The 13664-nt window shown below is 74.8% G+C and carries 13 protein-coding genes; 10 read left to right on the top strand and 3 right to left on the bottom strand.

Annotated features, from left to right (window positions below; all coding sequences use genetic code 11):
* Nucleotides 1-93 precede the first annotated feature (93 nt).
* Together AB0N63_RS01030 and AB0N63_RS01035 are read left to right on the top strand one after the other, a co-directional pair.
* Entirely contained in the window at nucleotides 94-1560 is a 1467-nt protein-coding gene (locus AB0N63_RS01030) for an NCS2 family permease (RefSeq protein ID WP_365522290.1), read from the top strand.
* Nucleotides 1561-1610: 50 nt separating this feature from the next.
* Entirely contained in the window at nucleotides 1611-2762 is a 1152-nt protein-coding gene (locus tag AB0N63_RS01035; protein WP_365522292.1) for an XdhC/CoxI family protein, read from the top strand.
* Between the two features lie 192 nt (nucleotides 2763-2954).
* Here AB0N63_RS01035 and AB0N63_RS01040 read toward each other — a convergent pair whose 3' ends face one another.
* Nucleotides 2955-3266 carry a YciI family protein gene (locus tag AB0N63_RS01040; protein ID WP_365522295.1) on the bottom strand — a complete coding sequence of 104 codons (312 nt, stop codon included), beginning with the start codon at nucleotides 3264-3266 and terminating at the stop codon, nucleotides 2955-2957.
* Nucleotides 3267-3337: 71 nt separating this feature from the next.
* Between AB0N63_RS01040 and AB0N63_RS01045 the strand changes: the two genes are divergently transcribed.
* The gene (locus tag AB0N63_RS01045; protein WP_365522297.1) at nucleotides 3338-4258 is read left to right on the top strand and encodes a LysR family transcriptional regulator; all 921 of its coding nucleotides are present in this window, start codon (nucleotides 3338-3340) and stop codon (nucleotides 4256-4258) included.
* A gap of 7 nt (nucleotides 4259-4265) precedes the next feature.
* Here AB0N63_RS01045 and AB0N63_RS01050 read toward each other — a convergent pair whose 3' ends face one another.
* Together AB0N63_RS01050 and AB0N63_RS01055 are read right to left on the bottom strand one after the other, a co-directional pair.
* Complete coding sequence (locus AB0N63_RS01050; protein WP_365522300.1) at nucleotides 4266-4706, bottom strand: SRPBCC family protein; 441 nt, start codon at nucleotides 4704-4706, stop codon at nucleotides 4266-4268.
* A 119-nt stretch (nucleotides 4707-4825) separates the two neighbouring features.
* Complete coding sequence (locus tag AB0N63_RS01055) at nucleotides 4826-5611, bottom strand: polysaccharide deacetylase family protein (protein ID WP_365522900.1); 786 nt, start codon at nucleotides 5609-5611, stop codon at nucleotides 4826-4828.
* A 200-nt stretch (nucleotides 5612-5811) separates the two neighbouring features.
* Here AB0N63_RS01055 and AB0N63_RS01060 point away from each other — a divergent pair, with 200 nt between their 5' ends.
* From AB0N63_RS01060 to AB0N63_RS01090, 7 genes are all read left to right on the top strand, one after another.
* On the top strand, nucleotides 5812-6774 hold the full coding sequence (locus AB0N63_RS01060) for an NAD-dependent epimerase/dehydratase family protein (RefSeq protein ID WP_365522302.1): 963 nt from the start codon (nucleotides 5812-5814) through the stop codon (nucleotides 6772-6774).
* Nucleotides 6775-7100: 326 nt separating this feature from the next.
* Nucleotides 7101-8738 (top strand): carbamoyltransferase C-terminal domain-containing protein, encoded by a 1638-nt coding sequence (locus AB0N63_RS01065; protein ID WP_365522305.1) that lies wholly within the window; start codon nucleotides 7101-7103, stop codon nucleotides 8736-8738.
* Nucleotides 8735-9796: a glycosyltransferase gene (locus AB0N63_RS01070; RefSeq protein ID WP_365522308.1), complete on the top strand. Its 1062-nt coding sequence runs from the start codon at nucleotides 8735-8737 to the stop codon at nucleotides 9794-9796. Before AB0N63_RS01065 ends, AB0N63_RS01070 begins: the two co-directional genes overlap by 4 nt.
* Complete coding sequence (locus AB0N63_RS01075; protein ID WP_365522311.1) at nucleotides 9793-10494, top strand: HAD family hydrolase; 702 nt, start codon at nucleotides 9793-9795, stop codon at nucleotides 10492-10494. Before AB0N63_RS01070 ends, AB0N63_RS01075 begins: the two co-directional genes overlap by 4 nt.
* A complete protein-coding gene (locus tag AB0N63_RS01080) occupies nucleotides 10491-11477 on the top strand; it encodes a glycosyltransferase family 9 protein (RefSeq protein WP_365522314.1) in 987 nt (328 codons plus the stop codon). The genes AB0N63_RS01075 and AB0N63_RS01080 overlap by 4 nt, the downstream gene beginning before the upstream one ends.
* Entirely contained in the window at nucleotides 11474-12427 is a 954-nt protein-coding gene (locus tag AB0N63_RS01085) for a glycosyltransferase (RefSeq protein ID WP_365522317.1), read from the top strand. The genes AB0N63_RS01080 and AB0N63_RS01085 overlap by 4 nt, the downstream gene beginning before the upstream one ends.
* Nucleotides 12424-13644: a glycosyltransferase gene (locus AB0N63_RS01090; RefSeq protein ID WP_365522319.1), complete on the top strand. Its 1221-nt coding sequence runs from the start codon at nucleotides 12424-12426 to the stop codon at nucleotides 13642-13644. The genes AB0N63_RS01085 and AB0N63_RS01090 overlap by 4 nt, the downstream gene beginning before the upstream one ends.
* The last annotated feature ends 20 nt before the right edge of the window (nucleotides 13645-13664 follow it).

Raw genomic sequence — 13664 nt, forward strand, 5'->3', positions numbered from 1 at the left:
TCCTGGGCCGTCCCCCCGGGTCGTCCATTCCCAAATCCCGTGCCCCTGAAGGGCTTTGCACGGGTGCCCCTGTGAACCTTGGGAGATGGCCCCATGACCCAGCAGTCACTGGAGCCCAGGACCGCCGCCGAAGAGGCGGGCGCGGGCAGCCGCGTCCCGGCGGGACGGTCCTGGCTCGACCGGTACTTCCACATATCCCAGCGGGGATCCACGGTCGCGCGCGAAGTGCGCGGCGGCGTCACCACCTTCATGGCGATGGCGTACATCCTGCTGCTCAACCCGATCATCCTGTCCGGCAAGGACGTGGCCGGGGACACCCTCGGCCAGAAGGCCCTGATCACCGCGACGGCGCTCGGCGCGGCGTTCACCACCCTGCTCATGGGCTTCGTCGGCAAGGTGCCGCTCGCCCTCGCCGCCGGACTGTCCGTCTCCGGTGTCGTCGCCACCCAGGTCGTACCCCAGATGACCTGGCCGCAGGCGATGGGCATGTGCGTCGCCTACGGCGTCGTGATCATGCTGCTGGTCGTCACCGGCCTGCGCGAGATGATCATGAACGCGATCCCGCTGCCGCTCAAGCACGGCATCACCATGGGCATCGGCCTGTTCATCGCCTTCATCGGCCTGGTCAAGGCCGGCTTCATCGGCCGCAACCCGGCGCCCGGCGGCGGCCCGGTCGTCCTCGGCCCCGGCGGCGAACTGTCCGGCTGGCCGGTGCTCCTGTTCGCCGCCACCCTCCTGGTGGTCTTCGCGCTCCAGGCCCGCAACGTCCCCGGCGCCATCCTCATCGGCATCGTGGCCGGCACCGTCGTCGCCACGGTCCTGAACGCGGCCGGCGTCATCGACGCCAAGCAGTGGGTCAACGGGGCGCCCGAACTGCACGGCAGCCCCGTGTCGATGCCCGACTTCTCGCTCTTCGGGCACGTGTCCTTCGGCGGCTGGGGCGACGTGGGCGTCATGACCATCACGGTCATCGTCTTCACCCTGGTCCTGGCCGGCTTCTTCGACGCCATGGCCACGATCATCGGCGTCGGCACCGAGGCGAACCTCGCCGACGACAAGGGCCGGATGCCCGGCCTGTCCAAGGCGCTGTTCATCGACGGCGCCGGCGGCGTGGTCGGCGGCGTGGCGGGTGGCTCCGGCCAGTCCGTGTTCATCGAGTCGGCCACCGGCGTCGGAGAGGGCGCCCGCACCGGCTTCTCCTCGGTGATCACCGGCCTGTTCTTCGCGGCCTGCCTCTTCTTCACCCCGATCACCGCGATCGTCCCGCAGGAGGTCGCCTCCGCGGCGCTCGTCGTCATCGGCGCCATGATGATGATGAACGCCCGGCACGTCGACTGGTCCGACCGGGCCACCGCGATCCCGGTCTTCCTGACCGTGGTGATCATGCCGTTCACGTACTCCATCACCCCGGGCGTCGCCGCCGGCGTGATCTCGTACACCGTCATCAAGGTCGCCCAGGGCAAGGCGCGTGAGATCGGCGCCTTCATGTGGGGTTTGACGTCCGTCTTCCTCGTCTACTTCGCACTGCATCCCATCGAGGCCTGGCTCGGCGTCCACTAGCCGTACCGCGAAGAGCCCTCCCCACGAACCTTCCGAAGGAGAACCGACAGATGCTGGACATCGCCGAGGAGCTGAACCGGTGGGTCGAGCAGGGCCGTGACTTCGCCGTCGCCACCGTGGTGGCCGTCGGCGGCAGCGCACCCCGCCAGCCGGGCGCGGCCCTCGCCGTCGACAGCGGGGGAACGGCCGTCGGGTCGGTCTCCGGCGGCTGTGTGGAGGGCGCGGTCTACGAGCTGTGCCGGCAGGCGCTGGAGGACGGCGAGACCGTGCTCGAACGCTTCGGCTACAGCGACGAGGACGCCTTCGCGGTCGGCCTGACCTGCGGCGGCGTCATCGACGTCCTGGTCACACCGGTACGGGCCGACTCTCCGGCCCGTCCGGTGCTCGCGACCGCGCTGGCCGCCGCAGCCCGAGGGGAGGCGGCGGCGGTCGCACGGATCGTGACCGGCCCCCGCGAACTGCGCGGCCGCGCCCTGCTGGTGGGCGCCGACGGCGCCTGGGAGGGCGGGTTCGCCGCCCACCCGGAGCTGGACCGCACCGTGGCCGGCGAGGCCGCCGCCTTCCTGGACGCGGGCCGCACCGGCACCCTGGAGATCGGCGAGCAGGGCTCGCGCTGCGGCGCCCCCCTCACCGTCCTCGTGGAGTCCTCGGTGCCCGCGCCCCGGATGATCGTCTTCGGTGCGATCGACTTCGCCTCCGCGCTGGTGCGCACCGGCAAGTTCCTCGGCTACCACGTCACCGTGTGCGACGCCCGCCCCGTCTTCGCCACCCGCACCCGCTTCCCGGACGCCGACGAGATCGTCGTCGAGTGGCCGCACAGGTACCTGGAGAGCACGGAGGTGGACGGCCGTACCGTCCTGTGCGTGCTCACCCACGACGCCCGGTTCGACGTGCCGCTGCTGAAGCTGGCGCTGCGGCTGCCGGTGGCGTACGTCGGCGCGATGGGCTCGCGCCGCACCCATCTGGAGCGCAACGAACGGCTGCGCGAGGTCGGCGTCACCGATCTCGAACTGGCCCGGCTGCGCTCCCCGATCGGCCTCGACCTCGGCGCCCGCACACCGCAGGAGACGGCCCTGTCCATCGCCGCGGAGATCGTCGCCGCCCGGCGCGGCGGCAGCGGTGTCTCCCTGACCGGCGCCCACACCCCGATCCACCACGACCCGGCGTCCCTCCCGCCCCGCCGGATCGGCTCAGTGGCCTGAGCCGCACGACGGCGCCCCCGGGGACGTGAGGCACGTCCCCGGGGGCGCCGGCCGGGGGAGGCACGCGGGGCGGCGCGCGCCCCTCACACGGAACGCCCCCCTCCTGCGGAGCACGCCTCCGGGCACGGGGACCTTCACCGGCCGCCACCCCCGTCACCGGCCGCACCGCCCGCCATCGGCCGCGGTGCCCCCTCACCGGCCGCCCCGCCCCGCCCCGGCCTGTGCGCCCTCCGCGTCGTCCGCCGCGGCGGTGAACACCGGGCGGAAGGCCAGGATCTCCGCCGTCGCCGCGCCGCTGGTGACGAAGGGGTCCGAGGCGACGGCCGCCTCGATCTCCGCCCGCGTCCCCTCCGCCACGACGACCCCGCCCGTACGCGGCTCCAGCGGTCCCGCGACCCTGGCCAGCCCCCGGGCGAACACCCCGTCCGGATTCGCGTAGTGGGCCTCCTTCAGGGAATCGACGGTCTCCAGCGGCGCCTGGTATCTGAACACGATGACGAACATGGCCCCAGCCAACGGCACCTCACCGCCCCACCGCCAGGACCTGTCCCCCGCAGGCCTATAGGCTGGCGCCTATGACCGCTGGTGAGAGGGGACCCGAGGGCGTGGGCACCGCGCCGGACCTGGAGCTGCGGCAGTTGCGCTACTTCGCCGCCGTCGCCGAGGCCGGTACCGTCACCGAGGCCGCCCGCCGCCTGCGGATCGCCCAGCCGAGCCTGAGCCAGCAGATCAGGAAGCTCGAACGGCGCGTCGGCGCGCCCCTGTTCCGGCGACTGCCGCACGGCATGGAACCCACCGAGTCCGGACGGCTGCTGCTGGCCGGCGTCCAGCAGGCGCTGGCGGTGCTCGGCTCGGCGCTCGACGCGGCCCGCGCCGTCCCCGTCACCGCGGCCGTCGGTGTCTGCCGGGGCGTGCCGGGGGACGTACTGGAGCGCGCCGAGCGCCTCCTGACGGCCCCCGGACCCCTGCGCCCGGTCTACGAGCAGGCCGACTCGGCGCACCAGCCCGAGCTGCTGCGCACCGGAGCGCTCGCCTACGGCGTCCTGCGCGCCCCCCTGGCCGACACCGCCGGCCTCGAACTGCGCGTCCTAGGCGACGAACCCCTCGGCGTCGTCCTGCCCGGCCGCCACCCGCTCGCCGGGCGCACGGAACTGACCTGGTCCGACCTGACCGGCCGGCGCCTGCTGTGGTTCCCCGAACGGCGCGCCCCCGGCTACGCGTCCGCCGTCCTCACCCGGCTCGCCGAGCACGGCTGGCGTCCGGCCGCCGTCGTGGAGGACAGCGGCAGCCACACCCTGTTCCGGCACGCCCTCCTCGGCCACGACGACCTCGTGGCGCTGCGGACCCGGTCCGCCGTCGGCGCGGACGCCGGCCTCGTGTGGCGTCCGGTCGGCCCCCGGCCGCCCCGCGAGCGGCTGCTGCTGGCGGCCGCCGCACGCACCCCCTGGTCCCGTCGGCTCGCCGGCGTCCCGGACGGCGGCCCGGGACCGCGCTGAGACCGCGTCACGCCTGCCGCAGCAGCTTGTTGACCGCGCGCCCGAACATCGCGCGCGCCGTGCGCTCCAGCAGCGGATCGAACACGCCCGGCAGGAGCCGCACCCCCAGTTCCTCGCGCCACCGCACCCGGCTGCGTCCGCCGGGCCCGGGTCCGACCTCGATCTCCGCCCACCCGAGCACCACCCGGCCCCGCTTCTCCAGCCGGCACAGCCCCGGCTCACCGTCCGCCGGGGGGCGCCACACGACGACCTCCATACGGTCGTCGAAGCGGAGCGGTCCCAGCGCCGTACGGGCCACGAAGGCCGTTCCCACGCGGGTCGGCCCGTCCGTGGTCACGGTGATCCGGGTCAGCGGGACCACGCCGGCGTGCCGGGGCCACCGCGTGAGCCGCCGCCAGGCCTCCTCGGGCGGGAGGGGCGGCGTGCGTTCGAGGGAGAAGAAGACCACGGGCCGATCGTAGGCAATCCACCCCGTTCCACGGCCCGTTCGCCCCCCGCGTCACCCGCCTGGCCCTGTGTCTCCCCTCGCCCGGAGCGGCCCCGCGACGCCCCCCGGGGCTCGTGTGCCTACGGCCGGTACACCTTCCCCGGGACCGGCTTGCCCGGCGCCAGCAGCTGGGGGACCGTCACGAAGACGTAGCCGCGCTCCTTGAGCGCGTCGATGATGCCGGGGACGGCCGGGACGGTGCCCTTGTAGATGTCGTGCAGCAGGATGATGCCGTCGCGGGACGCCTGGTCGAGGACGCGCCGGGTGATCAGCGCGGAGTCGGTCGTCGTGTAGTCCTTGGCCGTGACGCTCCACAGCACCTCGGACATGCCCATCTCCTTGGAGACGCGCTGCACGGTGTCGTTGGTGCGGCCCTGCGGCGGGCGCATCAGCGTGGGCCGGTGGCCGGTCAGGCGCTCGATCGCGTCGTTGGGGCGCTTCAGTTCCTCGCGTATCTCGTCCTCGGATATCTTCGTGAGGATCTTGTGGTCCCAGGTGTGGCTGGCCACCTCGTGTCCCTCGGCCGCCATCCGCTTGACCAGCTCCGGGTACGTGTCGATGTGCCGCGCGCCCAGCAGGAAGAAGGTCGCCGGGACCTGCTTCTCCTTCAGGACGTCCAGCAGCCGTGCGGAGTTCTCGCTCGGCCCGGCGTCGAAGGTGAGCGCGATGCACTTGGCCTTGCGGCAGTCCACGGTGCCGAACCGGCCCGGCGCGCCCGCGGCGGCCTGGGCGCGGGCGTCGCTGGGCGAGGTCGCGTGGATCTTGGTGCAGCCGCTGAGCGCCACCGTCAGCCCGGCGGCGGCCAGCAGCGCGACGGCCCCCCGGAATCCGGCGATGTCACGGAACCGCTTCCCCGTCTTCTTCATCTTCTTGGTCGCAGAAGGCATGCGCGGACTATATACACCGGGTATAGACGCGGTGTATAGCGGGGCCGAATAAGTGATCGACGGACGTCCGATCGACCTCACCGTCCCGCGTTCGTGCGCGAATTGTCCCGATGTGTGCCCTCTCGTCACCGGGTTACTCGCGCCGACACGCGAGTGAAGGCGAGAGGGAGGAGAGTCCCGTGAGCGGACGCACCTGGCGCCGGGCCCTGGTGACCGGCGGAGCCGGCTTCGTGGGGTCCCATCTGTGCGCCCGGCTGCTCGACGCCGGAACCGGCGTCGTGTGCCTGGACAACCTGTCCACCGGCGCGCACGCCAACGTCGCCGAGCTGGAACGGCGGCGCGGCTTCCGCTTCGTCCACGCCGACGCCACCGACCCCGGCGCCGTGCGCGGCCTGCCCGGCGGCTTCGACCTCGTCCTGCACTTCGCCTGCCCGGCCTCGCCCGCCGACTACCTCCGCCTGCCGCTGGAGACCCTGGAGGTCGGCAGCGCCGGCACCCGCAACGCCCTGGAACGCGCCCGCGCCGACGGCGCCCGCTTCCTGCTCGCCTCCACCTCCGAGGTCTACGGCGACCCCCTGGAGCACCCGCAGCGCGAGAGCTACTGGGGCAACGTCAACCCGGTCGGCCCACGCAGCGTCTACGACGAGTCCAAGCGCTTCGCCGAGGCCCTGGTCACCGCGCACCGTCACGTCCACGGCACCGACACCGCCATCGTGCGCATCTTCAACACCTACGGCCCCCGGATGCGCCTCGGCGACGGCCGTGCCGTCCCCACCTTCATCGCCCAGGCCCTGGACGGCGCCCCGCTCACCGTGGCCGGCGACGGCGGCCAGACCCGGTCGCTGTGCTACGTGGACGACACCGTCGACGGCGTCCTCGCCCTGGCGGCCTCCGGTGAGAGCGGGCCGGTGAACATCGGCGGCGGCGACGAGATCACCGTGCTGGAACTGGCCCGCCGGATCGTCGAGCTCACCGGTTCCCGCTCCCGCATCCGCTTCGTGGACCGCCCGGTCGACGACCCCGGCCGGCGCCGCCCCGACACCCGGCTCGCCCGGGAGGCGCTGGGGTGGCAGCCGCGCGTGGACTGGACCGAGGGCCTGGCCCGCACGATCGGCTGGTTCACCCGAGCGGCGGCGGCCTGACCGCGGCCACGACCCGACGCCGGTCACCGGAGCTGCGGTGACCGGCGCTTTCGCGCCGCCTCCGCCCTCCGCGCGACGGCAACTCGAAGGGCCGTCCCGCACATCCGCCGGACAGTAGACCGCAGTGTCCTGAACCGTACTGCACGCCTCTGACCAGCGCGGGTGACTTTGAGTCACTGAATCACGACATATCCGGGCGAAAACGTCCTCGGCCCAGCCAGTTGGCTTCACGTGTTTGAGACAGCCGCAGCGCGGCACCCAGAAGCCCGAAGTGCCGACGGTCCCCCTACGCCGAACCATCGCCGAACGGGACGGAGTCACCCCCCATGCGCATCCTTGGTATCAACGCCCTGTTCCACGACCCGGCCGCCGCGCTGGTGGTGGACGGCAGGACGGTCGCGGCCGGTGAGGAGGAGCGCTTCAGCCGCCGCAAGCACGGCAAGCGCCCGGTGCCGTTCTCCGCCTGGGAGCTGCCGGAACTCTCCGCCCGCTGGTGCCTGGAACACGCGGGCCTGCGCCCCGAGGACCTGGACGCCGTCACCTACTCCTTCGACCCCGCCCTGGCCCGGCCCGCCGCCGACCTGGGTCTGTTCGACCCCTGGGACCCGCTGCGCCTGGAGTACGCCCGCCGCGCCCCCGAGTTCCTGGCCGAGTCGCTGCCCGGACTCGACCCGGCGAAGGTCGTCTTCGTCCCGCACCACATCGCGCACGCCGCCTCCGCCGGCCCGGCCTCCCCGCACCCCGACAGCGCCGTCCTCGTCCTGGACGGCCGCGGCGAGGCCGCCTCCCACCTCGCGGGCCGCTTCCACGACGGCAAGCTCGACACGCTCGCCGCGCAGGCGCTGCCCGACTCCCTCGGCCTGGTCTACGAGGAACTGACCGAGCACCTGGGCTTCCTGCGCAGCAGCGACGAGTACAAGGTCATGGCGCTCGCCTCCTACGGCACGCCCCGCTTCCTGGACCGGCTGCGCGAGCACGTCCATGCCACCGGCGACGGCGGCTTCCGCGCCCACGGCGTCGACTGGACCTCCCTCACGCCGCCGCGCGGCAAGGACGAGCCCTGGACCCGCGACCACGCCGACCTGGCGGCGAGCTGCCAGGCCGTGCTGGAGGAGGTCCTGCTCGAACTCGCCCACTGGCTGCACCGCGAGGCGGGCGGCGACGCCCTCGCGATGGCCGGCGGCGTCGCCCTCAACTGCGTCGCCAACTCGAAGATCGCCGCGAAGGGACCGTACCGGCACGTGTGGGTGCAGCCCGCCGCGGGCGACGCCGGCACCGCGCTCGGCGGCGCCCTCTACCTGGCGGCCAGCGAGGGAGCCGTCCCCGAGCCGATGACCGGCGCCGACCTCGGGCGCGGCTGGAGCGACGAAGAGCTGCGGCACTGGCTGGAGGAAGCCGCCGTACCGTACGAGCGGCCCGACGACATCGCCGAGGCGGTCGCCGAGGAACTCGCCCGCGACGGCGTCGTCGCCTGGTTCCAGGGCCGCAGCGAGTACGGCCCGCGCGCCCTCGGCCACCGTTCCCTGCTCGCCCACCCCGGCCGCGCCGAGAACCTCGAACGGCTCAACCGGGTCAAGGGCCGCGAGGAGTTCCGGCCGGTGGCGCCCATGGTGCTCGCCGAGCGCGCCCAAGAACTCTTCCACGGGCCGATACCCAGCCCGTACATGCTCTTCGTGCACGACGTCCACCCCGACTGGCGCGAGCGCGTCCCGGCCGTGGTGCACGTGGACGGCACCGCCCGCATCCAGACCGTGGACGAGCACCAGGAACCCCTGGTCGCCCGGATGCTGCGCGGCTTCGAGCGGCGCACCGGGCTGCCCGTCGTCGTCAACACCAGCCTGAACACCGCCGGCCGGCCCATGGTGGACGACCCGCGCGACGCGCTGGAGTGCTTCGGCTCCGCGCCCGTGGACCTGCTCGCCATCGGCCCGTACGCGGTGCGCCGGGGGAGGGCGTGCGTATGAACCGCACCGACGAGGGCCGCCCGGCCGGGACCGGCCATGCCGGCCGCACGCGGCCCGGCGCGCCCCCCTACGCCGTGGTGATCCCCACGCTCGCCCGGGACACGCTGGCCGACTGCCTGGCCGCGCTGGCCGCCGCGCACGGGCCCGGACCGGAGGAGATCGTCCTCGTGGACGACCGGCCCGACCCCGAACCGGGCGCGCTGGAGCACCCGTTGACCGTGCTGGGCGATCTGCGCGCCCGGACCGCCGTCCTCACCAGCGGCGGCCGGGGACCCGCCGCCGCCCGCAACACCGGACTGCGCGCCGTCACCACGCCCTGGGTGGCCTTCCTGGACGACGACGTGCAGGTCGGCCCGCACTGGTGCGACCAGCTCGCACAGGACCTGGCCGAGGCGAGCCCCGACACCGGGGCCGTCCAGGGCGTCATCGCCGTGCCGCTGCCGGGCGAACGCCGCCCCACCGACTGGGAGCGCGGCACCGCCGGGCTCGCGCAGGCGCGCTGGATCACCGCCGACATGGCCTACCGCACCGACGCCCTCGAACAGGTCGCCGGGTTCGACGAGCGCTTCACCCGCGCCTTCCGCGAGGACGCCGACCTGGCGCTGCGCGTCCTGGACGCCGGCTGGCGCATCCGTCAGGGCCGTCGCACCACCCGGCACCCGGTCCGGCCCGCCGACCGCTGGGTGTCGCTGCGCGCGCAGCGCGGCAACGCCGACGACGCGCTGATGCTGCGCCTGCACGGCCCCGACTGGTGGCACAAGGCCGTCGCCCCGCGCGGCCGGATCCGCTCCCACCTCGCCGTCACCGCGGCCGGCGTCGCCGCCTCGGCCCTCGCCGCGGCCGGCCGCCGCCGGGCCGCCGCCGTCGCCGCGCTGGGCTGGGCCGCCGGCACCGCCGAGTTCGCCTGGACGCGGATCGCGCCCGGGCCGCGCACCCGCGACGAGGTCACCACCATGGCCGTCACCAGCGTCCTCATCCCGCCCGCCGCCACCTGGCACTGGCTGAGCGGACTGTGGCGCCACCGGGCGGCCCCCGCCTGGCAGGAGGTGGCCCCGTGACCGCGCCCACCGGCCGGGTGAGGGCCGTGCTGTTCGACCGCGACGGCACGCTCGTCGAGGACGTCCCCTACAACGGCGACCCCGAGCGGGTCCGCCCCGTCGACGGCGCCCGCCAGGCCGTGGCGCTGCTGCGCGCGCACGGGATCGGCGTCGGCGTGATCACCAACCAGTCGGGCGTGGCGCGCGGGCTGCTCTCCACCGCCGATGTGCGCCGCGTCAACGAACGCGTCGAGGTGCTGCTCGGCCCGTTCGACGTGTGGGCGGTGTGCCCGCACGGCCCCGGCGACGGCTGCGCGTGCCGCAAGCCCCGGCCCGGCCTGGTGCTGTCGGCGGCGTCCCGGCTGCGGGTGCGGCCCGAGGAGGTCGTCGTGATCGGCGACATCGGCTCCGACATGTCGGCCGCCCGCGCCGCCGGCGCGCACGGCGTCCTCGTGCCCACCCCGGTCACCCGCACCGAGGAGATCACCGCCGCCGCCCATGTCGCCCCGAATCTGCTGACGGCAGTCCGCGCGGTCCTGACCGGCCCGCCCTGGGGCCGGATCCTGGCCGACGAACTCCCCGTCGAGGCCGCCCGCACGGACGGCCCCCGGTGGCAGGCCACCGCCGAGGCCCCGCGGGACGGCGCGGTCCGGACCGCGCCCCGCACCTACCGCCCGGTGGAGCCGTCGATCCCCGACGATCGCCGGAGGCCCCGATGAAGGCCCTGGTCAGCCGCCTCGACAGCTTCGGTGACGTGCTTCTCGCCGGGCCCGCCGTCCGTGCCGTCGCCGCCCGTGCCGACCACGTCACCCTGCTGTGCGGGCCGCGCGGCGAACCGGCCGCGCGGCTGCTGCCCGGCGTGGACGAGATCGTCGTCTGGGACGCGCCCTGGGCCGGGTTCGAGCCGCCGCCCGTCGACCGCGCCGACATCGAACGCCTCCTCGACCGCGTCGACGCCGACACCGCGCTCGTCCTCACCTCCTTCCACCAGTCCCCGCTGCCCACCGCCCTGCTGCTGCGCCTGGCCGGCGTCCGGCGCATCGCCGCGGACAGCGTCGACTACCCCGGCTCCCTGCTCGACGTACGCCACCGGCGGGCCCCGCACGCCCACGAGGCCGAGGCCGCCCTCGACCTCGCCGGGGCCGCGGGCTTCCCCCGCCCCGACGACGGCCGCCTCGCCGTGCTGCCGCCGCCCGACACCACCGCGCTGACCGGCCCCGGCCCCTACGTCGTGCTGCACCCGGGCGCCAGCGTCCCCGCCCGCGCCTGGAGCGCCGAACGCTGCGCGCAGACCGTCCGCGAACTCACCGCGGCCGGCCACCGGGTCGTCGTCACCGGCGGCCGCGGCGAGAAGGACCTCACCGCCCACGTCGCCGGCGACACGGCCCTCGACCTCGGCGGGCGCACCGGGGCCCCCGAACTGTCCGGCGTGCTCGCCGCCGCCCGCGCGGTCGTCACCGGCAACACCGGCCCCGCGCACCTGGCCGCCGCCGTCGGCACCCCCGTCGTCTCGCTGTTCGCGCCGGTCGTCCCGGCGGAGCGCTGGCGTCCCTGGGGCGTCCCGTACCTGCTGCTCGGCGACCAGGACGCGCCGTGCGCCGGCAGCCGCGCCCGCACCTGCCCGGTGCCCGGCCACCCCTGTCTGGAGTCGGTGACCGCGCACGACGTGCTCGCCGCAGTGGAGAAGGTGATGCAGGCGTGAGGATCCTCATCTGGCACGTGCACGGCTCATGGACGACCGCGTTCGTCCAGGGCCCGCACACCTACGTCGTCCCCGTCACCCCCGACCGCGGGCCCGACGGCCTCGGCCGCGCCCGCACCTTCGACTGGCCCGACTCGGTGGTCGAACTCGCGCCGGAGCGGCTGCGCGAGGCGGACATCGACCTCGTCGTGCTGCAACGCCCGCACGAGTACCACCTCGTACGGCGGTGGCTGGGCCGCACCCCGCCCATGGTGTACCTGGAGCACAACGCCCCCGACGGCGACGTGCCCGACACCCGCCACCCGGTGGCCGACCTGCCCGCCGGCACGCCGCTCGTGCACGTCACCCACTTCAACCGCCTGATGTGGGACGCCGGGAGCGTGGACACCGCCGTGATCGAGCACGGCATCGTGGACCCCGGTGCACACTGGACCGGCGAGCTGCCGCACGCCGCCGTCGTCGTCAACGAGCCGGTCCGGCGCGGCCGTACGACCGGCACCGACCTGCTGCCGGCGTTCGCCGAGGCCGCCCCGCTGGACGTGTTCGGCATGCGGACCGAGGGCCTGGCCGAGCACGTCGGACTGCCGCCCGAGCGCTGCCGCACCCACGAACTGGCCCAGCGGGATCTGCACGTCGAGATGGCCCGGCGCCGCCTCTACCTCCACCCGGTCCGCTGGACCTCCCTCGGCCTGTCCCTGCTGGAGGCGATGCACCTCGGCATGCCCGTGGTCGCCCTCGCCACCACCGAGGTCACCGAGGCGGTACCGCCGGGCGCCGGGGTGGTCTCCAACCGCATCGACGTACTCGCCGACGCCGTACGGGACTTCGTCGCCGACCCGCTGTACGCCCGAACCGTCGGCGAGGCGGCGCGCGCCGCCGCGCTCGCCCGCTACGGGCTGACCCGCTTCCTGGACGACTGGGAGCGGCTGCTGAAGGAGGTCACCCGATGAGGATCGCCATGGTGTCCGAGCACGCGAGCCCGCTGGCCGCGCTCGGCGGGGTCGACGCCGGTGGCCAGAACGTCTACGTCGCCCGCCTCACCGAGGAGTTGGCGCGGCGCGGGCACGACGTCACCGTCTACACCCGCCGGGACTCGGCCGAGTTGCCCGACCGGGTGCCGCTGCCCGGCGGCGCCGTCGTCGAGCACGTTCCGGCAGGACCGCCCGACGTCATCCCCAAGGACGAGATGTTCGCGCACATGCCCGCCTTCGGCGCGCACCTCGCCCGGGTCTGGGGACACGAGCGGCCCGACGTCGTGCACGCCCACTTCTGGATGTCCGGCATGGCCTCCCTGCTCGGCGCGGGACCGCACGGTCTGCCCGTCGTGCAGACGTACCACGCCCTCGGCACCGTCAAGCGCCGCCACCAGGGCCGCGAGGACACCAGCCCGCGCGAACGCGTCGGCATCGAGCGGCAGATCGGCCGCAGCTGCGAACGGGTCCTGGCCACCTGCACCGACGAGGTCCACGAACTCGCCGACATGGGCATCTCGCCCAGCCGCGTCTCCGTGGTGCCCTGCGGTGTGGACGCCGCCCACTTCCACCCCGGCGCCGACCCCGCCACCGCACCCGCGCCCGCCCGCGAACAGCGCCACCGGCTGCTGTCCTGCGGCCGGCTGGTCCGCCGCAAGGGCTACGACCAGGCGATCCGCGCCCTGGCCCGAGTCCCGCACACCGAACTCCTCGTCGCCGGCGGCCCGCCCGCCGCCGACCTGCACGACGAACCCGAGGCGGAGCGGCTGCTGAAGCTGGCCGCCGCTCAGGGCGTCGGCGACCGGGTACGGCTCCTCGGCGCGGTCGGTCCGGCCCGCATGCCCGCCCTGATGCGCAGCGCCGACCTGGTGCTGTGCACCCCCGCCTACGAGCCGTTCGGCATCGTGCCGCTGGAGGCGATGGCGTGCGGGGTGCCGGTGGTCGCCACCGACGTGGGCGGGCACCGCGACTCGGTCGCCGACGGCCGGACCGGACGGCTCGTGCCCGGCGACCCCGCCGCGGTCGCCGCCGCCGTGCGCGATCTGCTCGGCAGCGAACGCGCCCGCCGCCGCTACGGGAGCGCCGGCCGCGAACGCGTCCTGGCCCGCTTCACCTGGCGGCGCGTCGCCGACGGCGTCGAACAGGTCTACCGGCGGGTCACCGCCGGCCGCGAGATCGGCTCGGAGGTGGCGTGATGCGCATCGACCGACCGGAC

Source organism: Streptomyces sp. NPDC093260, from assembly GCF_040683715.1.
Classification (GTDB): domain Bacteria; phylum Actinomycetota; class Actinomycetes; order Streptomycetales; family Streptomycetaceae; genus Streptomyces; species Streptomyces sennicomposti.